Origin of the sequence: Bowmanella dokdonensis (genome assembly GCF_017254865.1) — a bacterium.
GTDB classification, from domain to species: Bacteria; Pseudomonadota; Gammaproteobacteria; order Enterobacterales; family Alteromonadaceae; genus Bowmanella; species Bowmanella dokdonensis.
Map to the genome: position 1 here is coordinate 632211 of NZ_JAFKCV010000001.1, position 26281 is coordinate 658491.

General features: G+C 55.6%; 19 protein-coding genes. 9 read left to right on the forward strand and 10 right to left on the reverse strand.

The genetic code is table 11. The features are described from left to right. Position 1: 1 nt before the first annotated feature. The 3 genes from gshB to J0A66_RS02930 form a co-directional block, all read right to left on the reverse strand. Positions 2–958: a glutathione synthase gene (gene gshB, locus J0A66_RS02920; protein WP_206572257.1), complete on the reverse strand. Its 957-nt coding sequence runs from the start codon at positions 956–958 to the stop codon at positions 2–4. A 96-nt stretch (positions 959–1054) separates the two neighbouring features. Further along, positions 1055–2005: a tetratricopeptide repeat protein gene (locus J0A66_RS02925; RefSeq protein ID WP_206572258.1), complete on the reverse strand. Its 951-nt coding sequence runs from the start codon at positions 2003–2005 to the stop codon at positions 1055–1057. Between the two features lie 64 nt (positions 2006–2069). Continuing rightward, positions 2070–2819: a hypothetical protein gene (locus tag J0A66_RS02930; RefSeq protein ID WP_206572259.1), complete on the reverse strand. Its 750-nt coding sequence runs from the start codon at positions 2817–2819 to the stop codon at positions 2070–2072. A 168-nt stretch (positions 2820–2987) separates the two neighbouring features. On the opposite strand from J0A66_RS02930, the gene J0A66_RS02935 reads away from it, so the two are divergent. Together J0A66_RS02935 and J0A66_RS02940 are read left to right on the forward strand one after the other, a co-directional pair. Beyond that, entirely contained in the window at positions 2988–4121 is a 1134-nt protein-coding gene (locus J0A66_RS02935; protein ID WP_206572260.1) for a sensor histidine kinase, read from the forward strand. Then, the gene (locus tag J0A66_RS02940) at positions 4118–4759 is read left to right on the forward strand and encodes a response regulator (protein WP_206572261.1); all 642 of its coding nucleotides are present in this window, start codon (positions 4118–4120) and stop codon (positions 4757–4759) included. Before J0A66_RS02935 ends, J0A66_RS02940 begins: the two co-directional genes overlap by 4 nt. 20 nt (positions 4760–4779) lie before the next feature. Here the strand turns inward: J0A66_RS02940 and J0A66_RS02945 are convergent, their stop codons facing one another. The 5 genes from J0A66_RS02945 to J0A66_RS02965 form a co-directional block, all read right to left on the reverse strand. Continuing rightward, complete coding sequence (locus J0A66_RS02945) at positions 4780–6204, reverse strand: sensor histidine kinase (RefSeq protein WP_206572262.1); 1425 nt, start codon at positions 6202–6204, stop codon at positions 4780–4782. A gap of 79 nt (positions 6205–6283) precedes the next feature. Then, positions 6284–7015, reverse strand: a complete 732-nt coding sequence (locus J0A66_RS02950; RefSeq protein WP_206572263.1) for a 16S rRNA (uracil(1498)-N(3))-methyltransferase — start codon at positions 7013–7015, stop codon at positions 6284–6286. 84 nt (positions 7016–7099) lie between these two features. After that, positions 7100–7546, reverse strand: a complete 447-nt coding sequence (locus J0A66_RS02955; RefSeq protein WP_206572264.1) for a DUF4174 domain-containing protein — start codon at positions 7544–7546, stop codon at positions 7100–7102. Positions 7547–7596: 50 nt separating this feature from the next. Then, entirely contained in the window at positions 7597–11379 is a 3783-nt protein-coding gene (locus tag J0A66_RS02960) for a translocation/assembly module TamB domain-containing protein (protein WP_206572265.1), read from the reverse strand. After that, on the reverse strand, positions 11379–13085 hold the full coding sequence (locus J0A66_RS02965) for an autotransporter assembly complex protein TamA (RefSeq protein ID WP_206572266.1): 1707 nt from the start codon (positions 13083–13085) through the stop codon (positions 11379–11381). The genes J0A66_RS02960 and J0A66_RS02965 overlap by 1 nt, the downstream gene beginning before the upstream one ends. A 320-nt stretch (positions 13086–13405) precedes the next feature. Here J0A66_RS02965 and J0A66_RS02970 point away from each other — a divergent pair, with 320 nt between their 5' ends. After that, positions 13406–14263, forward strand: coding sequence for a mechanosensitive ion channel family protein (locus J0A66_RS02970; protein WP_206572267.1), 858 nt, complete (start codon positions 13406–13408; stop codon positions 14261–14263). 68 nt (positions 14264–14331) lie between these two features. Here J0A66_RS02970 and J0A66_RS02975 read toward each other — a convergent pair whose 3' ends face one another. Continuing rightward, a complete protein-coding gene (locus J0A66_RS02975) occupies positions 14332–15129 on the reverse strand; it encodes a M48 family metallopeptidase (protein ID WP_206572268.1) in 798 nt (265 codons plus the stop codon). Between the two features lie 178 nt (positions 15130–15307). After that, positions 15308–16459, reverse strand: coding sequence for a methionine adenosyltransferase (gene metK / locus J0A66_RS02980; protein ID WP_206572269.1), 1152 nt, complete (start codon positions 16457–16459; stop codon positions 15308–15310). A 277-nt stretch (positions 16460–16736) separates the two neighbouring features. On the opposite strand from metK, the gene tkt reads away from it, so the two are divergent. The 6 genes from tkt (at position 16737) to J0A66_RS03010 (ending at position 26194) form a co-directional block, all read left to right on the forward strand. After that, positions 16737–18737, forward strand: a complete 2001-nt coding sequence (tkt, locus tag J0A66_RS02985; protein WP_206572270.1) for a transketolase — start codon at positions 16737–16739, stop codon at positions 18735–18737. A gap of 104 nt (positions 18738–18841) precedes the next feature. Then, positions 18842–19855, forward strand: coding sequence for an erythrose-4-phosphate dehydrogenase (gene epd, locus J0A66_RS02990; RefSeq protein ID WP_206572271.1), 1014 nt, complete (start codon positions 18842–18844; stop codon positions 19853–19855). 12 nt (positions 19856–19867) lie between these two features. Then, positions 19868–21043, forward strand: coding sequence for a phosphoglycerate kinase (locus tag J0A66_RS02995; RefSeq protein ID WP_206572272.1), 1176 nt, complete (start codon positions 19868–19870; stop codon positions 21041–21043). A gap of 134 nt (positions 21044–21177) precedes the next feature. Continuing rightward, positions 21178–22077 (forward strand): fructose bisphosphate aldolase, encoded by a 900-nt coding sequence (locus J0A66_RS03000; protein WP_206572273.1) that lies wholly within the window; start codon positions 21178–21180, stop codon positions 22075–22077. A gap of 241 nt (positions 22078–22318) precedes the next feature. Then, positions 22319–23116: a DUF481 domain-containing protein gene (locus tag J0A66_RS03005; protein WP_206572274.1), complete on the forward strand. Its 798-nt coding sequence runs from the start codon at positions 22319–22321 to the stop codon at positions 23114–23116. A gap of 144 nt (positions 23117–23260) precedes the next feature. After that, positions 23261–26194: a choice-of-anchor D domain-containing protein gene (locus tag J0A66_RS03010; protein ID WP_206572275.1), complete on the forward strand. Its 2934-nt coding sequence runs from the start codon at positions 23261–23263 to the stop codon at positions 26192–26194. Positions 26195–26281 lie beyond the last annotated feature (87 nt).

The following is a 26281-nucleotide window of genomic DNA, read 5'->3' on the forward strand; positions in this document are numbered from 1 at the left end:
CTTATATGGCACTATTTCGTCGTTTTTCAATGGCATCGAATAATTGTCCGGCGATATTGACAGGATAGGCTGCTTCGATTTCCCTTACGCAGGTGGGGCTGGTCACGTTTATCTCGGTCAGCTTGTCACCGATGATATCCAGTCCCACAAACAGCAGGCCTTTTTCCACCAAGCTGGGGGCGATAGCCTCGGCGATGGCGCGGTCCGAATCTGACAGGGGCTGAGGCCGGCCGCTACCGCCCGCTGCCAGGTTGCCCCGTGTTTCACCCTGGCTTGGCAGGCGGGCCAGGCAGTAGGGGACGACTTCGCCGTCCACCACCAGCACCCGCTTGTCGCCTTCGGCAATGGCCGGCAGGTATTCCTGTACCATGCACAGGCGCTTGCCGTGGTTGGTCAGGGTTTCAATGACCACCCCAAGGTTGTTACCGTCTTCTTTAATGCGGAAAATGGATGCGCCGCCCATTCCGTCCAGGGGCTTGCAGATAATGTCCTTATGCTTGGCATGAAACTCCCTGACCAGCACCGACTGGCGGGTGACCAGGGTAGCCGGGCAGTGCTCGGCAAACCAGGCGGCAAAGAGTTTTTCGTTACAATCGCGCAGGCTTTGGGGCTTATTGACCACCAGCAGACCCTGTTGCTCGGCCAGTTCGAACAATTGGGTGGCATACAGGTATTCACTGTCAAAGGGCGGATCCTTGCGCATCAGCAGGACATCCAGGCTATCCAGGGATTGCCTCTGTGTTGCCCCAAGACTGAACCAGTCCTGTTCGTTTTCTTCAACACTCAGCCTGCGCATACTGGCCATGGGTTGGCCGTTATCCAGATACAGATCAGCCATCTCCATATAGTAGATTTCATAGCCACGCCGCTGGGCTTCCAGCAACATGGCAAAGCTGGTATCTTTTTTTATCTTGATGGAGCCAATGGGATCCATGACGATGCCGAGTTTCAGACTCACTGTGGTTCCTTGCTGATCGGGTTGCAGCTCCCTTAATAGTCATTCTGTGGGCGCATTTCAATAGGTCCTTGATACAGGGCATGCAGATTTCAGGCATCAGAGCTTTTTCAGTTTTTTCTTCACCTGGCTTGCCAGTTTATCGTCTTCTATCTGATTAAGTGCCAGATAGATGGCTTTGGCCTGTTCATCCTGATTTGACAGCTGATAGAGGTTGGCCAGGCGGAACCTGGCCCAGTGTGCTTCCGGTATGCCTCTTTTGGCCGGTGTTTCGTTCAGGAATCGTTGCAGTGCGGCTATACCTTCAGGGACATTCTCCTGGCTGATTACCGCGGTCCGGCCAATCTGATACAACGCATTGAACCAGGCCAGGCGACTCTCGTCGTTGGAAGGTGTTTTGGCCACGGCCTGGCGGAAGTATTCCATGGCGCCACTGAAGTTTTCTTCTCTTTGCAATGTCATGCCCGCCTGGAAGTAGAAGTCCGGCAAATCGCCATACTCCGCGATGGCCTGCTGCATCTGTTGCCCATATCCCTGTTCATCTTCCTTGGCGGCAAGATAATTAAGACGTGTCTCCAGGGCTGCCTTGCTGTCCAGTTTTTCCAACGCCTCAATCTGTTCAAGGGCCAGTTCCGGATCGCCGCCGGCGATGCCCGGTGCCTGCAGGTAGAAGGACGCCAGCCCCTGACGGTAGGCCACATCTTCCGGGGCCAGTTCCACGGCCTTTTTGAAGCTGTCCAGGGACTTGCCGGCATAGCTGATGGCCGACAAAAAGCTGTTGCTGGCCTGATTGCCCATTACCATACCCCGGACATAATGGGCCCCGGCGTGGTTTGGTGCTTGCTCTACGGCAGCATCGATCAATTCCTCGGCTTCATCCAGATCCCTGTCCAGCCAGATTCTGGCTTGTAATACCAATGCTTCCACTGAGGGTTCCAGCTTTTCAAGCAGGATCAAAGCCTGTTCAGAATCATTTTGCTCATAAGCCACCTTCGCCTCTTCCAGGCTGGCCTGGGCAAGACCGCAAAACACTAATGTTATTAACGTCATTGTCCTGATCATGTCCCTGTCCTTATTTATTATTGAACACTTGTCACTTGTCACTTGTCACTTGTCACTTGTCACTTGTCGGCGCTTTTTGCTCACAGAACTGTCGCTGATATTTACGCGCCAGCCAGGTGATCACCAATCCGCCGACTACCCCGGGGACAATCCAAAATGCCAGTTGCCATTGGCCAATGCCCGACAGCAACTGCCTGCCGCCGAAGGCAAAAAAAGCCGTGTAAGCACCGATGCCTGAGCCGATCATGGCCCCCAGGTGTTCAATCCACCACTGGCGCGGTGTCAACTGGTGGCGAAAGCTGTAATGTAACATCTGGCCTCCCAGTATCATGCCCAACAGGGCAAAGATAATATGTAAAACTTTGTTGGCCTGAAGCCCCAGTAGCAACAAGGCGCCACCGCCTAAAACCAGGCCACTGGTGAGGAGCAAATGTTTTGGCTGGCGCAGAAGCTGACGGTTTTGTTTGCATTTGAGCACCAGTATGCCGTGCCTCACACTGGTCAGGGTCAGCAGACTGAGGTATAGGAGAAACCAGGAAAACCCCCTGATCTGGCTGGCAGCCTGCTGTGCCTGATGTGCTGGCGTATGCTGTCCATGGATGGAGAGCGGGTCGCTGAGCACCAGCAGACTCATCAGTGCGCCACTGAGAGCTACCCCATACATGACATTGGCGTAGTAGCGGCCAAACCTGATGTGATCTAGGCTGCCCTTGGGCGTCAGCGCCGGCATCCAGAACAGAATAAGGGCTGCGCTGCCAAACAGAATGTGGAATATAAATAAGCCGTTATGCAGACCAAGCATGATCAATCTCCTAAATGGACTGCGTCCAGTCTAATGGTTGGCATAACTGCATATCAGTGCCATTGGTCATGGGTATAATCATGACTTTCGGCCTATTGGCAACGCTTTGACGCTTCCCTATTCTGGCCGTTGACTATCTATTGATGAACCGGGGGAGACAGGAATCCAATGACTAACTGGCGGGATAACATCAGCATCGAGTTGCTCAGCGCCATGATTACCTGGGCTCTGGTGGCGGGATCTTCCCTGTACTACACGCAAATGGATCTGGGTTGGTTCCACTGGCGCGTCTACCTGTCTGCTCTCCTGTACAGCCTGTATATGGCCGGATTTCTGTTGGTCACCCGGGAGGGCGGTTTCAGGCATGATCAGTTTGTCCGCACGCTTCTGCTACTCGCCTTGTTTGGCATCGTGAACTGCCTGTATATAGTCGTGCCCTATTCGTACAATGCGGTACTGATGGCAGTCTGGTCCGCCCTTGTTCCCCATTTTATCGCCTTTCGCCTGGCGCTTTGGCTGTCTCCCCTGTGGTCAGCGCCGTTGTGGCTGACGCAGGCATTTTACTGGGGTCATGACTATGCCCTGATTACGGCGTTGCTGTTCTGGAGCTTCAACCTGTTTGCGTTGGTGACCATGCAAACCACCCTCCGCGAACAGAAAGCCAGGGAGGCCGCTAACCAATTGAACCGGGAGCTGATGGCCACTCAGACCTTGCTCAATCAGGCGGGCAAACAGGCAGAGCGCACCCGCATTGCCCGTAATATCCATGATCTGCTGGGTCATCACCTGACCGCGTTGTCCATCAATCTGCAGGTGGCCGGGCGCAAGGCTGACGGAGAGGTCAAGCAGGCAGTGGAGAAGTGTCATGCTATTGCCGGCCTGTTGCTCAGCGATGTGCGCGAAGCAGTGGCAGAAATCCGTGAGAAGTCCCTGATTGATCTGCAATCAGCCCTTCAGGAACTGACCACCGATCTCCCTCGCATCCAGGTGGACTTGAATATCCAAGCCGAGGTGCAGGACGTCGAGCAGGCTCACGCCATCCTGATGTGCGTAAAGGAAAGTCTGACCAATAGTCTTAAGCATTCCAGTGCCGACCGTATCAGCATCTCGCTGAGTGAAGCATCGGGGAATCTGCAACTGGATATTCATGACAACGGACAGCAGAAGATAGCAGGCTTCAGGACGGGAAATGGCCTCAGGGGCATTCAGGAAAGAGCAAGTGGTTTGTGCGGACAGGCCTTGTTTGAATCCGGCCCTCGTGGTTTTCATACCCGCATTCTGTTACCCGGAGAAATGGCATGATCAGTCTGTTGCTGGTGGACGACCAGACCCTGGTCAGGGAAGGGATCCACAGCCTGTTACGCCTGTCGGCGCATCTGGAGGTGGTGGCTGAAGCCAGTGACGGGGATCAGGTGCAAGGAATACTCGAGCAGACAACGGTGGATGTGATCCTGCTGGATATTCGTATGCCCCGCCTGTCAGGCATAGCCACCTTGAGGCAACTGCAGCAGGCCGGCATCCACATTCCGGTTATCATGCTGACAACCTTTGACGATCATAAGTTGATCCTGGAATCCGTGCAGGCGGGAGCCAAGGGATATCTTCTGAAGGACGTGTCCCTTGAAACCCTGGTGGAGGCCATAGAGACAGTTCATGGGGGTAAAACCCTGATCCAGCCCGCGGTAACTGAGAAAGTATTGCGGGGTTTGCAAGGGCTGGAACGGCCCTTCGAGCCCTACCTGCCCGATGAGCCCCTGACTGACAACGAGAAAAGGATTCTGCGCCTGATGGCGGCCGGCTGCAGCAACAGGGAAATCGCCGAGGCCCTGTTTAAATCAGAAGGTACCATCAAAAATCAGGTCTCTGTGCTGCTGACCAAACTGGGTGCCCGGGACAGAACCCGGGCGGTGCTCAAGGCTATAGAAAGCGGCCTGATTTGATTTATTCAGACCGGCAAACCTCAGAAAGGAAAACGAATCACAAAGCGGCACCCCTGTCCCAATGAGGACTCACATCGGATACTGCCCCCCAGCAGCTTTTCTACCAGATCCTTGCAGATATGCATGCCCAGGCCGCTGCCGCCGCGATGTTTGGCCGAGGTAAAAAAGGGCTCAAATATATGCGCCAGGGTCGTTTTATCCATGCCTTTGCCATCGTCCCGGTAGTCCAGCAGCAGCGTTTCACCCTCCCGGACAATACGCAGATGGATACGGCCTCTGTGGCCTGGCTCAAAGGCATGCAACATGGAATTGACGATCAGATTGATCAGTATCTGGCTGATGGCCCCGGGATAACTGTGAATGGTCAGGTCAGGATCCAGATCGAGACAAAACTGTAAGCGGAAGTGCTTGAGTCTGGGCTTAAGCGACAGCAGTATTTCACACACATAGGCGCTCACATTGAATTCACGCTGCTCCTGGTTGTGCTGATCCAAAGACAACTGCTTGAAGGTGCTGATGAGCTCTGCAGAACGTTGCAGGTTGCGCTCGACTATCTGCAAGGCCTCTTCGGCTTCGAGGTAAAACCTGCCCAGGCCGCTTCGGGTCATTCGGTTCAGCTCGAACTGTTGGCGGGATTTGTCCTGCAGGTTCTGCAGGTGGCTGAGCGCCGTGATGGCCACCCCCAGTGGGGTATTGATCTCATGGGTCAGGCTGGACATCATGGTGCCAAGGGAGGACAGGTTTTCAATATCCAGCAGTTGTTGCTGCACTTCGTTACGCTGCTCCAACGCGTCCCTGAGTCGTTTATTGGTCTGCGTCAGCTCCCAGGTACGTTGCTGGACCTGTTTTTCCAGTTTCTGCTTGTCCTGATTGAGGCTTTCCACCGCCTGTACCCGTTCGATAATCAGACCAGCGATGCTCGCCTCAATGGCGATCAGTTCCCGGTCCGCCTCCGAAGGTGTCCTTGGCTGGGAGTAGTACATGCCAAAGGTACCCAATACGTCACCCGAAGCACTGAGGATAGGCTGTGACCAGCAGGCCCGCAGATTATGTTGCTGGCATAGGGAGCGGAAGGGGATCCAGTTGGGATCGGTTTGGATATCGGTGGCGATAATGGTGCATTTCAAAAAGGCACTGGCACCGCATGCCCCCACTTGCGCACCTATTTTTATACCGCTGATGGCCTGACAGTACTCGGCGGGTAAGGCCGGTCCCACCAAGGAATGCAGGGTTTGCTTGCGGCGATCCAGCAGCATGATGGAGCACTTCAGATCCCTGTCCATGGTTTCCAGCGCCTCTACCAGCTCCGTGAGAATCCTGTCCAGTGGTGCCCCTGCCACCCAGAGATTCAAGGCATTGGTCCGGCCGGTTTCGATGGCCTTCTGGCAATACTGGCTGACCCTCAGGGGCAGGTCAGACGGATTAGCAATAGCGGCTTCTGGCATTTACAGGCTACCCAGCGACAACGCATGGCTCAATGTATCAGAACGGTACCTGCTTGCAAAATAATCAATTCTGGGCAATTCAAAGGTCGCCGAAACGACTCTGCAGGCTGGCAATGGCAGTCAGGGCGGCCGTCTCTGTACGCAGCACTCTTGGGCCCAGCAGGACAGACTGAAACCCATGTTCACCGGCCTGGTAAAGTTCCTGTTCGCTCAGTCCGCCTTCTGGTCCTATCAGCAGTCTGATCCCCCTTCCGGCAGGCTTGTCCAGCTCCGCAATACGTTTTTCCGCTCTGGGATCCAGAGTCAGTCGCAGGGCGTTGGTGGATTGTCGGGTCCAGTCGGCCAGATTGGCCACAGGATGCAAAACGGGCAAGGTATTACGGCCGCACTGTTCACAAGCCCCCACAATGATCTTAAGCCATTGTTCGTGCTTTTTCTGCCAGCGATCAGGGTTCAGTTTGACCATACAGCGCTCGGTCAGAAGGGGGGTAATCTCTGTCACACCAAGCTCCACCGACTTTTGCAGGACAAAATCCATTCTGTCGCCCTTGGAGACTCCCTGACCCAGGTGAATGGACAGGGGGGATTCACAACTGATGCCTAATTTGGCATCGACTCTGGCCCATACCTGGCGTTTGTCCACCTTACACAGGGTGGCCGGATATTCATTGCCGTCGCCATTAAACAGCACAACGGGATGCTCTTCCTTCAGGCGCAACACATTGCCCGCATGATTGGCGGCATCCGGTTCCAGTTGTACCTCATGGTCAACGATAAGGATCTGGGAATGAAAAAAGCGGGGAATACGCATGGCTGTTGGCAGCGGATTAATATTGGCGCCAGTCTAAGCCAAAGCGCCGGTAAACGCACCCCGTAGCTTTTCTTCGCCGTTGCATTAATGGGGATTTGAGCCTTTCTGCCGGTTCGCCTCCATGCGACGCACAGGCATACTGTCGATCACAGCGAGTATCTGGTCAATGTCCAGGTCGGCTGCCTGTTGCTTGACCAGACCGTCCTTACCAATCAACACCAGGCTATGGTTGTGGTCGCGAAAGTAGCGGGTCACCAGATGTTCTCCGAATTCAGGGGTCAGCGGGGCCGGGTAGTTGGTGACGATTTGCTCATTCTGTATGACAAACCAATAAAGATCCCTCTGCGCAAATTTATCCCGGGCATCCCGCAGCCCGCTGACATCATGTTCCTGCCCGGCAACAGCTTTGAGCAGCAACAGCCGGTGCTGCTGCAGTTCGTCGAGACTCCCTAACTGACTGGCAAAGGCCGGGTTGCAGACTAGGCTCATTGTCAACAAGGTAAAGATAAAAAAGGGTATCAGATTTTTCATTGGCTAAACCTCCTGTTCAGCTTCTGGTTACGGCACAGGGCCGATGCGGATCATTCAATATCAAAACTGTAATAAAGATCCATTGACCGTTCGAGGCTACTGACGGCTTCCAGCCAGAGCTGGTTCATCAGGTAGAAGCGCACCGTCACCTGAGTGACGGGCTCAAGAATTCCCACTCCGTATTTCAGATAGATACGTTCGCCGATGTAACCGCTGACTGTGGCCAGGCTGTCGCCGCTGACCGCATCCGTTTCCGTATCCAGGGTAATGTCGCTGATCAGCGGGATTTCATTGAGCGCATCCGTCAGGCCGCTGGCCCCGGTAATACCGATGCCCTGGTTGGCCGCCATGACCAGCGCCATCGAGCTTCCGTCTATGTCTGTGCCGTTCTGTGGTGCGGAACCGCGCAAAATATAAGACAAGATGGCACTTTGCTCCATATTGGGGTTGGAAAACAGGTCCACCTTGAGGTTGTTGGCTGGTCCGGATACCTGAATGCCTGCCTCCACCGAGGTGCCTTTGAGCGGCCGGATGGCCTGCAGTTGCACTACCGGATTGTCTGCCTGGCCGAGAAACTGCAATCGGCCGCTTTTTACTTCCAGATTCTGCCCATAGGCTTTGTAAAACCCTTCGGTGAAGGTCAGGGTACCGTACAGCTCAAGAGGAGCGGGGCTGGTTTGCCTGGCGTTGAGGCTGCCATCCAGCTTGCCGTTGAAACCAAATCCGCTGATGCTGAAAGGTTCTCCAAGCTCAATGTCCAAATCAATGTTTCTGGCCAGCATGGTCTCCATCTGCCGTTGATTTTCATTAACCAGCACCATATCGTCGGAAACGGAAACCGCCGACTCTGGCAGACTGGCCAACCTGACAACGCCGCTGTCTATAGTGACTTTGCCGGTCAGGTTAAGCTTTTTGTCCAGCTCAATATTCACGTTCGGGCTGACATCGGCATACAGCTCGGGTAACGATTTAATCTGTAGTTTCTGGCCTTGCAGCCTGGCTTTCAGATAAAGGGCTTCCTGCCAGTTACTCTGCCCGGGATCCCAGCGGCTGGTGCCATTGAGGTTCGCCTGTCCCTCGCCCATTTGCCACTGACCGGAAAAATCGGCCCGGTTACCCTCGAACTCCACTGACAATGCGATTTGTTCCGCTGTACTCTGCGAGCGGGCGAGGGTGATGGCCCCCTGCTGCAGTTGAAGATTGCCCGCCAGTTGAGGCTGGTCCAGTCTGCCAGACAATCTTATATCTGCCCCCAGCATGCCCTCCAATCGGCTCAGTTCAGGAAATAAGGGCATAAAGCCTGCCAGTGGCAGAGGGGACAATTGCAGTTCGCCATTCAAGGACATATCCGGCTTGGGCCCTATCTGGGCATTTAGCCGTACCATTGGGGCAGATTGTTCGTCCGTCAGGCGGCCTTCTAATTTTATCCCCTGCTCGTCAGTGTGGACGGTCAGGGTGCCTCCCTGCCAATCCAGCAAATCCAGGGTTTTTTCTTCGAGTTGCTGTTTAAGGTGGCCAGATGAAAGCGAAGCCTCCAGATCGATAATCGGCAGCCCTTGCTCCGGCAGTCTGATACTGGCCTGCAGCGTTGCTCTGCCTTGCAGATCCTGTTGGATGAGTCTGTCCGGATTGGCCTGCACCCAGGCGCCATAATCTACCTCAGCACTGACCACTATGGGCTCCTGGCCTGGCAGCGTCAGGGGTTGTTGCAGACAGAGTTCACTGAACCGCCCTTGCCAGCAGTGGGCTGATACCGAGGTCTGCCCGCCAATTGCCAAATCAACGGGCTCCTGCAATTGCCACTCCTCCTGCAGCAAAGCCAGACGAGCTTGTGACAGTTGTCCCTGCCAGCGTCCGAAGTCAGGATCCGCCTTGCCGGTCAATTCCAGGGTCGAGTGCACATCGCCGTCCAGTTCCAGGTGCAGGCGGTGTTGTTCAAGGTTACCTTCGAGGCTGGCCTGGCCATAAAAGTGCTGACTGTTGTCCCAGGTAATACTCGGCAAGCTGATTTCCACTTTGGTCTGGTGCTGGCTCGCTGGCTGGTACCGGGCCTCGAAGCCGGTATCGCTGAGCGACAGGCCCTGGGTATGCAACTGGGAAATCTTGCCTTGCAGATCCAGTTTCGGATCTTTAATGGGACCGCTGATGCTAAGGTCGGACTCTAACTGGCCTTCAAGCTGGCTGGACAGGGCGCTGAGATCCTGCGCTATCAGCCGACCCTCAATTTGCCAGTCCTGTTCTGCCTGACCGGTCAGCTTCAGGGTGCTCATAAAGGCCTCCACACCCAGATCCAGGTTTTCGACCCTGAGCTGTCCCCGGTGGCTGATGTCTGCCACCGCCCTCAGTCGCAATGGCGTCTGGGCAAGGGTGCCTTGCAGCCTGGTATCTTTAACTTGTACGGCCCATTGTCCGTCATGCCATTCCCCCTGGTGTGAGAGGCTGCCGCTGATGTTACCGGCAACGGGGATCAGAGGGGAGTCCACCACCAGCTTGTCAATCTGGCCATCCAATTGCCAGCGGATGGGCTGGCGGTAATCCAACTGTCCCTCAAAGGTCATGGAAGAACCGCTGTCGGGATCCTTGAAGGTCAGGATCAGATTGTTCAGTTGACCCGCCCCATGGTTGGCCTTCAGCCTGATGCTGGCCGGGGTAGGCTGACCGAAACCGAACCCCTGCACGGCCAGTTGCAGACTGGCCTGTTGAGAGGCCAGATTGCCGCTGGCCGTGCCGGTCAGTTTACCCGGGCGGAAGCTGGCTTCGTCTGGCAGACTCAGCAAAGGACTGAGGGCCTCTGTCTGCAGTGAAAATTCTGTTTCAAAGGGGAGCTGGCTGTCGGTCAGATCGGCCCGTCCCTGCAGCGCCAGCGACAATTGCTCTGTTTCTTTCACGCGCAGTGACAGTTCCTGCAGGTTACCGCTGGCCTGTAACTGCCAGGGTGAGGCCTCAAGGGGAGCCGGCAGAAGTTCGGCAGCGGGCCTTAACCTGGCGTTCAGGCTCAGGGGGTATGGGCCTGCCAGAGTCGCCGAACCTTGCAGATCCAACTGACCAACGCTGCGCATTCTCAGGGCCAGTTTGTCCAGTTGAACACGTTGGTCCTGCCAATGCATCTGCAATGCCAGGGACTCCATGGCCCAATGCCGGCCCGATTGCTGCAGTTGGAAATCGCTAATCTGTACATCGCGCAGACGAATATTCACCGGCGCCTGCAGGGTGGGCAAGTTGGCCAGCGGCCATCCGGCGTCGTCCGTTGGCGTGCGGGTCTCCAGGAGTTCCACCTGGGGCCCCTTAAGCAAGAATGTATCCAGATTGAGCCACTGGCCTTGCAGACTGGCTGCCAAATCCAGTTGCTGCCAGGCAAGGATCATGGCCGGAGCACTGATTCGACTGTCGGTCACCTGCATCTGCCGGATAATCATGGGGGGTAACCAGTCAGGCAGATCAAGCTTGCTGGTGCCAGCAAAGTTGGCCGGGGCGGCAGAGGTCTGTTCATTGGCTGGCAACCGGAGCCTCAGTTGTTGCAAATCCAGTTTCTGTATCACCAGTCTCGGCATGAGCAATGCCCGGGCGGAGATATCCAGCTCCAGACGGCTGGCTGTCAGTTTTAAACCGGCTTGTTGATACTGGATATCTGTCAGTATCAACCCGGTCAGCAGGCTGCCTGAATCGTGGTTCAGTGTCAGGCCTTCCAACCGGGATTCAGCCTGCCCCAGAAGAATCCCAGTGCCGATGCGGGTGGCTGTCAGCAGATAAAATGCCGCAACAAACAGGAACACCAGTATCGCCAGGGCCAGAAGCGTTGTGCGTAGCAGTGGCTTGAAGGAAAAGGGCCTCATCAGAGTTCCGCCCCCATACTGATATGCAACCGCCAGGGCCTGTCCTCTTCACTGATGCCATAGGCTACTTCCACACGCACGGCCCCCACCGGGGACAGCCAGTGAACCCCTGTACCCACGGATTGGACCGGGTTGAACTTGTCACGGTTAAAGGCATTGCCGGCGTCGGTAAAAATCGCCAGCCGCCAGTCATCGTAGAGGTAGTACTGGTACTCGGCTGAGGCCACAGCCAGCATCTTGCCGCCTATCACCCGCTGTTCCGGGCCATCGTCTGTTTGCACTGTGGTAGTGGGACCCAGGCTGTTGTAGTCGAAACCACGAATGCTCTGATCACCGCCGGCAAAGAAACGCAGGGATGGTGCTAGACTCTCCACACCTTCCTCCTCCGTGACATTGATGCCTGCCTGGCCACGCAGGACCACCCGGTGATCGCCCCAACGGTGCAGCCATTTCCAGAAACCCGTCAGTCGCAACAGCCGGCCCCCCGAACCCAGGTTCTGGTCGGTGGCTTCTACCTGATAATTCTGCAAAAAGCCCGCCTCGGGATCCCGGATGGGCCCTTCGCGCCGGGTGCGGGACAGGGTCAGGCCCGGCAACAGATATTGGGCCCGGTAGTCCTGTTCGGCGAAGTTCCAGTTTTCATCCAGCCAGCGCAACTGGGTCGCCCACACCCACTTTTTGTGGGTAGATTGCCGGCTCAGCGCCAGACGTTTCTGGGTGCTGGTCAGATCGCCATAGTCATTCTGCTCCAGCCCCAGGCTGATAAGGTAATGCTCGTTTAACGGATCCTCGCCGGGGATCTGGTAGAAAAAATTGATGTAGGGATTCACTGTGGAGTAGCGCAGGGTGGTTTCCTGGCTGTGACCATAGCGGTTTATTCTGGGGGTACGCCAGTTGAACTGCGCTCTTGGCCCGGTATCGGTCACGTATCCCACTCCCACCTTAAAGCTGTGGGTAGGGGCGTCGGACAGCGCCACATTGATGGGCACCTGGTGGTCGTGCACCTTATTGAGGTCTGGGGTAACCAGCACATCATCGAAATAGCCTGACCGCCGCAAGGCTGATTCCAGCGAACTCAGCAGGGAGCTTTGATAGGGTTCACCCAGGGTCAGGGGGGACATGCGTTCCAGCAGCTCCCGGGACACATCCGACCCTTTGTAATTTACTTCGCCGACCTGATGTCGGACACCCGTATCAAACTCCAGTATCACCCTGGCTTCCCGGGTTTCGGTATTGACCCTCAATTCATGGGTAATCCATTTGGCTGAAAGATAACCGTGGTTACGGGCGTACGTCTGGATCCTGTCTTTCCAGCTTTCATAACTCTGGTGGTTCAGTATCTGGCCCTGCTGCTGGATGATCCCGGCCAGCAGTTGCTGAAACTCGTCATCGTCCAGGCCGTCTCCCTTGAGGCTCAGGTCCATCTGGGTAATGCGGGTCGGGGCACCAGGGTCGACAGATATGGTGACCCGCAGAGGCTGTACCTCTCGGTTGACCTGCACTTTTGCATGGGCATTGTTGTAACCCAGGGCAACCAGGGCACTCAGCGTTTTCTCCCTGGCTTTGGCAATAAAGGCGTTGATCTGGTGGGGCTCGGTAGGTAAGGACCCCAGATGTGCGCGGATATTCTGTTGTTGCGCTTCGTTTGCCCCCTGAATACTCAGTTCGATTTGCTGCTGGGCATGCGCGCTGCTGCAAAATAGCATGCAGAGAATTCCGAACAGCAAAAGGTTGGAGTAAGGTCGCAATGGCTTTCATCCTGAATGGCAAAAATAAATCAATCCCAACCTAGTGTAGCCAAAGGCGGGCGGCTGTTTTAAATCCGCGGCTTTTTCCCTGGCGCGCCAGGCCGGGCGGGAGGGCATGATACCAATTTGCCACCGGGATTGAACAGCAGCATATCTGCCTGCGTGGGCCGCTGACAATTAACTGATTTGTGGTAAAAATCTGATATGCTTGATGACTGATCTGCCCGTTTGACAGGCGCTGCGGCACAGAATAACAACACTGGATATGGAGAACTCGCATGATTGAATCGGTAAATGTGGCCGAACTGATTGAAACCTATTTGATCCCCTGGGGCATCAATATCGTCCTGGCCCTGCTGATCTTTGTTATCGGCCGGCTGGTGGTGGGTTTGCTGATCAACCTGTTTGGCAAGGTCATGGGCCGCTCCAAGTGGGACAGCATGCTGATCGAGTTCGTGAAGTCGATATTAGGCGCCGTACTGACCCTGTTTGTGGTTGTCGCCTCCTTGGATCAACTGGGTGTGGACACCACGTCACTGGTCGCTCTGCTTGGCGCGGCAGGCCTGGCAATTGGCCTGTCCATGAAAGACTCTTTGGCCAATTTCGCTGCCGGCGTCATGCTGCTGGTGTTTCGTCCGTTCAAGGCTGGGGACTACGTGGAAGCGGGGGGGACTGCCGGCACGGTAAACAGCATTGGGATTTTTACCAGCACCCTCACCACGCCGGACAATAAAGTGGTCATCGTTCCCAACGGTGCCATCTATTCAGACAATATCACCAACTATTCGGCCATGGAAACGCGCCGCGTGGACATGGTGGTGGGGATCAGTTATGACAGCGACCTGCGCAAAGCCAAGCAGATTATGAGAGAGATGCTGGAGGCCGACGAGCGGGTCCTCAAGGAGCCGGCCATTACTATTGCAGTGTCTGAGCTGGCCGACAGCAGCGTCAATTTTATCGTCCGGCCCTGGGCCAAGGTGGCCGACTACTGGTCGCTGAAATGGGACTTTACCGAGGCGGTCAAATTGCGCTTCGATGAGGAAGGCATTGTCATCCCTTACCCGCAGATGGATGTCTATCTGCACAAGGACGATGCGGAAAACGAGGATAAACAGGAAACTAAAGCGCAGCAATAAGGTGCAGCGTCAAAAAAGCCCGTCATCGACGGGCTTTTTGTTTCCAGCCAATCAGCATCTGACTTTGACTATTCCCGGCAATCCGGTTTGTTTTTGGCCGTTTTATAGTCCTTGAGGGCGGGGGACATATTGGCCGACAGGTTCTCAATACGGCTTTGCGGCGCTGGGTGAGTGGAAAGCAGTTCAGGTTGGCGCTGGCCCCCGCTGGCCTGCTCCATGTTTTTCCACAGTTCCACCGATTCCTGGGGATTAAACCCGGCTTTGGCCATCAACTGCAAGCCTATCAGATCCGCTTCCGATTCGTGTACCCGGCTGAAAGGCAGCTGGATACCCACCTGACTGGCCAGACCCAGGCCGGCCATGATCATCTGGCTGTTACCCACCTGGCCTGCTTGCAGGATCTGGCTGGTGGCCTCCATACCGATACCGATCAGGGTGCTGTTGGACATACGTTCGTTGCTGTGGCCGGCAATCACATGGCCCACTTCGTGGCCCAGCACGGCAGCCAGTTGATGCTGGTTTTTGGCCACTTTGAGCAGGCCGGTATAGACACCGATTTTGCCCCCCGGCAGGGCGAAAGCGTTGACCTGATCATCGTCGAAAACCACGATCTCCCACTGGCCGGCATAGACGTCATCCGAGACCTGATCGGCAATATGCCTGGCCACACAGGTGACGTACTGGTTCTGTACCGGTGCAGAGGAAACCTTCTGCTCGGATTTCATGCTGTCGAAGGCCTGGGAGCCCATGGCCGACAATTGATCCGACGAATAAAGTTTAAGCTGGTTGCGACCGAGGGGGGATTTGGCGCAGGCCACCAGCAGGGAAGCGGTGCACAGGGCCAGGGTCAGGGTCTTGAGTTTCATCCTGTCTCTCATTGGTTGAACTGCCCTTATTGTGATCCAGTCCAGCGGCGAATGCCAATAATGGTAAAGAAGAATGTTTCATGCCATTCGCCGGTGAAATTTCCCGGCGTTGGCTGTATAGGGTCCATCCATGGACCTATACACCGGGCTGAGCTACCAGGGCAACCCGGTGTTCGGCTTACAGATTGGCTGCGTCGCGCAGCAACTGGGCCTTGTCAGTAGCCTCCCAGGGAAACTCCTCGCGGCCGAAGTGGCCATAAGCGGCCGTGGCCTGGAAGATTGGCCGTTCAAGATCCAGCATCCTGATCAGGCCATAGGGACGCAGATCAAAATACTCACGCACCAGGGCGATGAGCTTTTCCTCGTCCAGGCGGCCGGTGCCGAAGGTCTCAATACTGATTGACGTGGGCTCGGCCACGCCGATGGCGTAGGAGACCTGAATCTCACATTTTTCAGCCAGGCCGGCAGCGACGATATTCTTGGCCACATAACGTCCGGCGTAGGCAGCAGAGCGATCCACCTTGGACGGATCCTTACCGGAGAACGCACCGCCCCCGTGGCGGGCCATGCCACCATAGGTATCGACAATAATTTTGCGCCCGGTCAGGCCGCAATCGCCCATGGGACCGCCTATAACGAAGCGGCCAGTGGGATTGATAAAAAACTTGGTGTCCCGGCTGAGCCATTCTGCCGGCAGCACCGGCTTGATGATCTCCTCCATTACCGCTTCCTTGAGGGTGGGCAGGTTGATGGAGCCGCAATGCTGGGTCGACAGGACGACCGCATCGATTCCCACCGGCTTGCCGTCTTCATAGATAAAGGTCACCTGGCTTTTGGCATCGGGACGCAGCCATTCGAGGGTGCCGTTTTTACGCACTTCGGCCTGGCGCTTGACCAGCAAGTGGGAGTAGGTAATGGGGGCGGGCATCAGCACATCGGTTTCGTTGGTGGCAAAGCCAAACATCAGGCCCTGGTCACCGGCGCCCTGTTCTTCGGGACGGGAGCGGTCCACGCCCTGGTTGATATCCGGACTCTGTTTACCAATGGCATTGAGTACCGCACAGGAATCCGCATCGAAACCCATGTCTGAATGAACATAGCCGATTTCCCGTACGGTGTTACGGGTTAACTCCTCAATATCCACCCAGGCGGTGGTGGTGATTTCCCCGCCCACCAGCACCATGCCGGTCTTAACGAAGGTTTCACAGGCCACCCGGGCCCTGGGATCCTGGGTCAGGATGGCATCCAGCACCGCGTCGGAGATCTGGTCGGCAATCTTATCAGGATGACCTTCAGAGACTGACTCGGAGGTAAACAGGTGTCTTGTCATAGGGGATCCTCAATTGAATTCTTGTGCCCTGTATCGACACAGATGGGTTCCATTTTACAAAATCGGCAGTATTTTTCCAATCTTTACATCTAGACGTCTAAATGTCTGTTTGTTAAGTTTGCTTTCCATACAACCATTCGCTTTAGTTTATTCACTTTTACCATGGTGGAATCTGCCAAGTTCGTTGCAGTCACCGCCAGGCTGGGTAAGAATAGTTGCCCGTTTTTGCCCATATAGCAGCGAACAGCAGGCTCTTTAGCCCCAAGCAGGAGAATTTATGCCCTCACGTCGAGAACTCGCCAATGCCATCCGTGCCTTGTCAATGGATGCGGTCCAGAAAGCCAAGTCAGGTCACCCCGGGGCCCCCATGGGCATGGCCGATATCGCGCAGGTATTGTGGTGCGACTTTATGCAGCACAATCCGTCCAATCCTGACTGGACTAACCGGGACCGCTTCGTGCTTTCCAATGGTCACGGCTCGATGCTGGTTTACTCCCTGCTGCACCTGACCGGATACGACCTGCCGATGGAAGAGATCAGAAATTTCCGCCAGTTGCATTCCAAAACCCCGGGCCATCCAGAATATGGTTATGCGCCGGGCGTGGAAACCACCACCGGCCCCTTGGGGCAGGGCATCAGTAACGCTGTGGGCATGGCGATTGCTGAAAAAGTCCTGGCTGCCCAGTTCAACCGGGACGGGCATCAGATTATCGACCACTATACCTACTGCTTTTTGGGCGACGGCTGCCTGATGGAAGGGGTCTCCCACGAAACCTGCTCACTGGCTGGCACGCTGGGGTTGGGTAAACTCATTGCTTTTTGGGACGACAATGGCATTTCCATAGATGGACATGTGGAAGGCTGGTTTACCGACGACACGCCCGGTCGATTCCGGGCTTACGGCTGGCACGTGATTGAAAATGTCGACGGCCACGATCCTGAACAGGTAAAGGCTGCCATCGAAGCGGCCCGCGCCGAAAACGGCAAACCGACCCTGATTTGTACCAAGACCATAATCGGCTTCGGTTCACCGAACAAATCCGGCAGTCATGACTGCCATGGTTCGCCCCTGGGCGACGATGAAATCGCCGCCGCGCGCGAATTCCTTAACTGGCCCCATGCTCCGTTTGAGATACCGGATAGTATCTATGCAGGTTGGGACGCCAAAGCCAAAGGCGCCGAACTGGAAAAAGCCTGGAACGAAAAACTGGCCGCCTACGCCGCAGATCACCCTGACCTGGCCCAGGAGCTCAAACGTCGCCTTGCCGGCGATCTGCCGGCGGATTTTTCCGCCAAGGCGGATGCTTTTATCCGCGAATGCCAGGCCAAGGGTGAAAATATTGCCAGTCGCAAGGCTTCACAGAATGCCATCGAGAAATTTGCCGCACTGCTGCCCGAGGTCATTGGTGGCTCGGCGGATCTGGCCGGCTCCAACCTGACCCTCTGGTCCGGCTCAAAGGGCCTCACCGCCGCGGATGCCAGCGGCAACTACATCTACTATGGGGTGCGTGAGTTCGGCATGAGCGCCATCATGAACGGCATTGGTCTGCATGGTGGTCTGCGTCCCTATGGCGCGACCTTTTTGATGTTTATGGAATATGCGCGTAATGCGGTGCGCATGTCGGCGCTGATGAGGATCCCGAATATCTTCGTCTATACCCACGACAGCATCGGTCAGGGGGAAGACGGTCCCACCCACCAGCCTGTGGAGCAACTGGCCACCCTGCGGCTGACCCCTAATATGGACACCTGGCGTCCCTGTGACGCGGCGGAAACGGCCGTGGCCTGGAAAGCGGCCCTGGAACGCAGGGACGGCCCCAATGCGCTGGTATTCAGTCGTCAGAACCTCAATGCTCAGGGGCGCAATGACGAGCAACTGGCCAATATCGCCCGCGGGGGATATATCCTTCGGGATTGTGACGGCCAGCCCGAACTGATTCTGATTGCCACCGGTTCGGAAGTTGATATCACGGTCAAGGCAGCCGAATCCCTGACTGACAAAGGCAAGCGGGTACGCGTAGTGTCCATGCCCAGCACCTCGGTATTCGACCGCCAGGATGCCGCCTACAGAGAAGCCGTATTGCCGGCTGCCGTCACATCAAGGGTAGCGGTAGAAGCGGCTCATGTGGATTACTGGAGCAAGTATGTGGGCTTTGGGGGGAAAGTGGTGGGTATGACCACTTTCGGCGAGTCGGCTCCGGGCGGTGCGTTGTTGAAGCATTTTGGCTTTACAGCCGAGAATGTTGCCGGTACCGCCTTGTCCTTGCTTGGCGAATAAACAAACCAGTACAATACGGGCGCTTTTAAGCGCCCTTTGTTTTTTCTGCCGGCAGCCTGGATGTCTGTGCTGGCGGATAACCACTTTTTGAGTCGTTGGATCTCATGCTACGAATAGCCATCAATGGTTTCGGACGAATTGGCCGCAATGTCTTGCGGGCGCTGTATGAAACCGGTCGTAACCGCCAGTGCCAGATCGTGGCCATCAACGAGCTGGCCAGGCCGGAAGGGGTGGCGCACCTGCTTAAGTACGACACCTCCCATGGGCGTTTTCCCTTTGCCGTGAGCCTTTGCAACGACAAGCTGAATGTCGCCGGCGACAGCATCCAATTATTACAGCGGGCCAAAATCGATGAGCTGCCCTGGCTGGAGCTGGGGGTCGACCTGGTTCTGGAATGTACCGGCATCTACGGCACCCGGCAGGACGGCGAAGCGCATCTCAGGCAAGGCGCCGGGCGGGTGCTGTTTTCCCAGCCGGCCAGCGCCGATGTGGACGCCACCGTTATTTTCGGCATCAATGAGCATTTGCTGGAGTCGGGCCATCGTATTGTTTCCAATGGTTCCTGCACCACCAACTGTATCGTGCCGGTGATCCAGGCGCTGGATCAGGCATTCGGCGTGGACAGCGGCACCATCACCACTATTCATGCTTCCATGCACGATCAGCAGGTCATCGACGCCTACCATGATGACCTGCGTCGCACCCGCGCCGCCAGCCAGTCTATTATCCCGGTGGATACCCGCCTGGCGGCTGGGATTGAGCGTATCCTGCCCAAGTTTGCCGGCCGCTTCGAAGCCATTGCCGTACGCGTGCCGACCATCAATGTGACGGCCATGGATTTAAGTGTGACCGTGCTGGAAGATGTCAATATTGCCCTGGTCAACCAGGCACTGATGCAAGCCAGGGAGGGGAGACTTCAAGGCATCCTGGGCTATACAGAGGAACCCCTGGTGTCGGTGGATTTCAATCATGATCCTCATTCGGCCATCGTCGATGGCACCCAGACCCGGGTCAGCCATAAACGGCTGGTCAAGACCCTGATCTGGTGCGACAACGAATGGGGCTTTGCCAATCGCATGCTGGATACCGCCCTGGTAATGGCGGGTCTGGACAATTAAAAGGAATATTCTATGCAAGTACTGAAAATGGTTGATTTGGATCTGGCTGGCAAGCGGGTGTTAATCCGCCAGGATCTGAACGTACCGGTCAAGAACGGCAAGGTCACCTCCGATGCCCGCATCAGGGCCTCCCTGCCAACTATCCGGCACGCTCTGGACAAAGGCGCCAGGGTAATGGTTATGTCCCACCTGGGACGGCCAACCGAAGGACAATATGAAGACGAATATTCCCTGGCACCGGTGGTGGACTACCTCAAAGAAGAACTCAAGATCCCGGTGAGGCTGGCCAGAGACTACCTCAACGGTCTGGATGTGGCTGCCGGTGAGTTGGTGGTGCTGGAAAACGTGCGTTTCAATAAAGGCGAGGGTAAGGACGACGAAACCCTGTCCAAACAATATGCCGCACTTTGCGATATTTATGTGATGGATGCCTTCGGCACCGCGCACCGGGCCCAGGCCTCCACTCACGGGGTGGGACTGCATGCCCCGGTTGCCTGTGCCGGCCCGCTGCTGGCCGCAGAACTGGAAGCCCTGGGCAAGGCCCTGGATAATCCTGCCAGACCGCTGTTGGCCATAGTCGGCGGTTCCAAAGTGTCAACCAAGCTGACGGTCCTGGAATCCCTGTCCGCCAGGGTGGACCAGTTGATTGTCGGGGGGGGAATCGCCAATACATTTATTGCCGCTACCGGTAAGCCGGTGGGTAAATCCCTGTACGAGCAGGATTTAATTCCCGAAGCCAGGCGACTGCTGGACCAGGCCAGTGCCAGTGGCGCCGATATTCCGGTTCCGGTGGATGTGGTGGTTGGTCAGGAATTTTCCGAGTCGGCCCAGGCCACCCACAAAGCGGTGGAAGAGGTCACGGAATCGGATATGATCTTCGATATCGGTCCGAAGACCGCTGCGCAACTGACTGAACTCATCAAAAAAGCCGGCACTATTGTCTGGAATGGTCCGGTAGGTGTATTTGAATTCGATCAGTTTGGCGGAGGCACCAAAGCCCTTTCAATGGCTATTGCCCAAAGTGAAGCCTTCTCTATCGCCGGTGGGGGCGATACCCTGGCGGCGGTGGACAAATACGGCATTGCCGATAAGGTATCCTATATTTCCACCGGTGGTGGTGCTTTCCTGGAGTTCCTGGAAGGTAAAACGCTGCCGGCGGTGGCTATGCTGGAGAAACGCGCCAGATAACCCGGCGGTGCTAAGTAGTGCAGTCGCCTTCCCTGATTAAAAAACAAGAAGGGCCTGAGCCCTCAGATGGCCGAGCTTAGTCGGCCAACACGCATTTTCGATTCTGTACCTTAACGTAAAAAGGAGTGTTGCCGATGGCAGCTCAAGCCAAACAAGACATGTTGAACAAAGTCCGCAACCAGGACGGCTTCATCGCTGCCCTGGATCAGAGCGGCGGCAGTACGCCCAAGGCCCTGAAGCTTTACGGCCTGGAAGAATCCGCCTGGTCAAATGATGACGAGATGTTCAATCTGGTTCATCAGATGCGCAGCCGCATCGTCACCAGTCCGGCTTTTACCGGCGAGCGTATTCTGGGCGCCATCCTGTTTGAAGATACCCTGGATCGCCAGATCGAAGGAAAAGCCTCTTCCCGTTACCTGTGGGAGACCAAGCACGTGGTGCCCTTCCTCAAGGTCGACAAAGGACTGGCCGAAGAAGCCGATGGCGTGCAGTTGATGAAACCCATCCCCGGCCTGGACGCACTATTGGCCAAAGCCAACGACCAGGGCGTATTCGGCACCAAGATGCGCTCGGTAATCAAGCAGGCCAACGTCGAGGGGATCCGCGCCGTAGTCCAGCAACAATTTGAAGTAGGCAAACAGATCCTGGCTGCTGGGCTGGTCCCTATTATCGAGCCGGAAGTGGATATCCACTGCCCGCAGAAATCTGAAGCCGAGGCATTGCTCAAGCAGGCCATTCTGGCCGAACTGGATAAGCTGGACGACAGCCAGAAGGTCATGCTGAAGCTGACTCTGCCCGACGTCGACAATTTCTACCGGGATTGCATCGAGCACCCCAACGTAATCCGCGTCGTGGCGTTGTCGGGGGGGTATAGCCGCGAAGAAGCCAATGACATGCTAAGCCGCAATCACGGCATGATCGCCAGCTTTTCGCGGGCTCTCACTGAAGGCTTGTCGGCCAGGCAGTCGGATCAGGACTTTAATCAAAAACTGGATCAGGCAGTCGAGAGTATCTTCCAGGCTTCACGTAGCTGAGACCCGACAATAAGGGAACGGGCCGCAGGCCCGTTTTTTTATCGCTTTGCAATGAAAGTCCAAAGAAATTTGTAGTAAAGTTACAAAAAAAGAGGAAAAATTGCCCGGTGGCTTGAACCTTTTCCTTCTGCGCGTTACCAATTGATTAAAAAACATACGGATAAACCTGCAAAGGAATAATTTATTTCGTTACAATAGCGCCGAACCGCTCGATTTGCCTATAAACCACGGAAACTGCTTGATGATACAGAAAACCTCGTTGGCCCTGTGCGCCGCCTTGTTTGTCTCTTCTGCCGTGCATGCCGATGCACTGGACGAACTTTTCGCTCCTGACATTTCCACACCGGAAGAAGCAGACAAGCCTTTCAGCATGGACGCAGAGCTGGGGTTGATCCTGACCACAGGCAATACCGAGTCTTCAGCCTTCAACGGCAAACTCAACGCCCACCAGGAACTGGAGTCCTGGAGTAATGACTACATCATCGAAGGATTCTACAAGGAAGATGAGGTCACAGTAGAAGTTGATGGAGAGTCAACTACCGAACAGCAGACTACCGCGCAGAAGATCTTTATGTCCGGCCAGGGTAACTACAAGCTGGAAAATCCCAACCACCGCCTGTTTGCGTTTGCTTCATACGAAGATGACAGGTTCAGCGGTTACGCCCATCAGGCCACCATTGCAGCCGGTTGGGCGCAGCAATTGTGGAAAAATGCAAATTCCTCATTCAGCTACAGTATCGGTCCGGGTTACTCCTTCGCCGAGAAAGAGGATGGTGAGAGTGCTAACAGCGTCATTGTCCGTGGCGCCATGGACTACAAATGGAAAATTTCAGACACCTCTACCTTCCGCCAACTGTTCAGTACGGAAGTGGGCAGCGATAATACCAAGTCAAAATCTGAGACCTCTGTGGCTGCCCGTATCAACGGATCTCTGGCCCTTAAGGTCGCTCTGATTCTCAATCACAATACAGACGTGGATCCGGGTATCGAAGAACTGGATACGCAGACGTCCGTTACCCTGGTGTATACTTTCTTCTGATTCTTTTGTGATTCGGAAATCTCTGCAAAAGCCGGCCTGTGCCGGCTTTCGCTTATCTGGTCCTATCATTTTGTGCAAACTGGCTCTAAACATCTGGTTTCATCAGAGTAGCGTGGTGTGGTGATTTTTTAACCGGAGCACGCCATGTCACCTTTGTCCAGTCTGCTGTTTTTCTGCCTCGCCCTGTCCGCCGGCACAGTGTCGGCAGCAGAGATTTTCAGTGAAGATTTTCAGTCCGGCCAGTATGCCAACTGGACCAGTAGTGGCGATGGCGAAGATGCCATTAACCTGTATCAGGCAAACTATTCGCTGCGCCTGGATGGTTTGCGCCAGTCAGAGATAGCCTTGTCGACGGAGGGGTTCACCGGCGTCAGTCTGAGCATGGCACTGACAGGCGCTTATCTGGTTTACGGCGATACCTGCCATGCCGAATATTCCACTGATGGAGGGGCGAGTTGGTCCAGCCTTGGCAGTATTGGCTCTGGTCAGTCCGGCGGTGGCTTTGTCAGCTTCAACCAGGGCAGTGGCCTGGATAATCAAGCCAATCTTCGCCTCAGGTTTCGTGCCTATACCCTGTATGACAATTACTGTTATGGCGACAATGTCACCCTGACCGGCACGGCATCTGCCGCTGCAGCACTGTACAGTGATGACTTCCAGGATGGCAGCTACGCGGACTGGAGTTTAAGCGGCAATGGCAACGATGCCGCCAACTTGTATCAGGGTAACTATTCTCTGCGTCTGGATGGTTTGCGCCAGGCCACGCAATTCCTTTCCAGCAGCGGCTATCAGGCAGTCAGCCTTAGCGGCGAACTGGCGGCTTTGTATCTGGTCAACGGAGATCATTGCTATCTGGAAGTCTCAGCTAACGGCGGCCAGAGCTGGCAGACCCTGCTGCAACTGAGTAATGGTCAGGATAGCGGTCAGTTCCAGTCCGCCAGCCTTGGCAGTGGCCTGGACGACAACGCCAATCTTCAGATCAGAGCCCGGGCCTATAGCCTGTATGGCAATTACTGTTATCTGGATAATGTTAGCCTGGCCGGCCAGCCCATCTCCGGCGGCGGTGACGAACCTGAGCTGAGGGTCACCGGCTCGGGCAACCTGGGTCAGGTTCCTGTGGGGCAAAGCGCACAAAATATTGTGAGCCTGAGCAATAACGGCGATGCGCCTCTTGATATTGGTGTGATTAACGCCCCCGTAACGCCATTTTCATTGCTTAGTGATAACTGCTCGGGGATCACCCTGGCTGAAAATCAGTCCTGCCAGTTAACGCTTGGCTTTACTCCCACGACCGATGGCGGCTTCTTCGGCAGTGTCAGTATTCCGTCCAACGATACGGATCAGACCCCTTATGTCCTGAATCTCTCCGGCACCGGTCTGATCAGCGGCAGTTGTGATTTTGATTGCCTGGGTGGCAGCGGCAATGTCAGTCGCAGTCAGCTCACCTATAGTCAGTTGACTGGCACCAGCAGTCAGGCGCTGATCAACTACAGTCATTATGGTATTCCTGCCAATGGGGCCGACCCGGACAACAGTTTCAGCGGCAACCTGAGTCTGACCATTGTGCCCGGCACGTTGAGCGAACAGGGTACCAGTCTGGCCGGTGCCTATACGGATCCAGACAGGCTACCGCCGTTCAGTTTCAGTTTTGTTCAGTACGGCACACATCTTGTTCCCCTTGAGCGCCAGATCGTCGCTACCACTCATCCGTCCTGGGAGTGGATCCTGCTGCCCGGACGGGTCTGGCAGGAAAACGGCGATAACGGCTACAGCCGGGTAGCGCTGCCCTTTGCCTTGCAGGAGGTCAACGCCAACTGCACCCACAACGGGGTGATGACCTTCCTGTTCAAGGATGACGGCAGCGTGTCGCGGGTGGCCTATCAGATTGCCCAGGAAACCTGCGAATACTTCAAATTCAATCTCCACGGTAAACTGGAGGCCAGTTATACGCCGGCAGCGATCAGCGGTGCTACCCAATTGATAACTGACTATGTAGAGGAAGTGGCGGGGCGGCTTCCCGTGAAGGCCATCAGCGAGCTGGCCAGTGACTACCCCGGTGTCGGCCTATTGGCGGCCAATATCGGCAGTGACCAGACCGCCGGCCATCTGAGTGCTTACGGGGTGCTGTATCAGGGCACTCACTACCAGGGGAACTGCAGTACCCGCCAGGGGGACTATCCCTTCTGCGCGGTGATGGCGCTGCCGTCTTATTCCACTGCCAAGTCCATGGTAGGAGGCATAGGTCTGATGCGCCTGGAACAGAAATATGGAGGCTCACAACAGGATCTGAAGATCAGTGATTATGTCAGCGAGTGCCCCGCATCACGCTGGGGCGATGTGACTCTGGAACATGCACTGGATATGGCGACCGGCAACTACGACTCGGCCGGGGATTCGGTGGACGAAGGCGCCCAGGCCACTATCGACGAATTCTTTCTGGTCGGCAGCCATGCGGGCAAAATCAGCCATGCCTGTGACTATCCGCGCAAGGTCAGTCCGGGCAGCAGTTTTGTTTACCATACCTCAGATACCTATATTCTCAGTCGCGCCATGCAACAGGTGGTTGAAGCCAACCAGGGCAGTCAGGCCGATTATTTCAGGGACATGCTGGTGGCGGAGATCTACCAACCTCTTGGGTTAAGCCCCCTGACCTGGGAGAGCAAGCGCACCTACGACGGCCAGGCTCAGGTCTGGGGCGGCTATGGACTAAGCCTCCATGGTGATGATTTCCTCAAGGTTGGCGCCTTCCTGTCGCTGAATTCAGGTCAGATTGGCGGCCAGACGATGCTGGACCCCACCTTGCTGGCCGATGCCCTGCAGCAAACCAGCAACAGAGGACTGACGACCGGAACCAGCAGCAGTCGCTATCAGAACGGTTTCTGGGCCTATGACCTGAGCGCCTCCACCCAGGTAGCCTGTGCCAATCCGACCTGGGTGCCTTATATGTCAGGCTTTGGCGGCATCGGTCTGGTGATGTTGCCCAACGGCATGGTCTACTACTATGTCAGCGACAACAATGAATACGGCTTTACCAAAACGGTGAAGGAGCTGAACAAAATCAGCCCGGTATGTAATTGAGTGATTAATAACGGGTGACAGGTAAGGAGTAACAGGTAACGAGTACGTGCAACTGGTGCCACGGACTGGCGCCAACTGGCCCTTAAC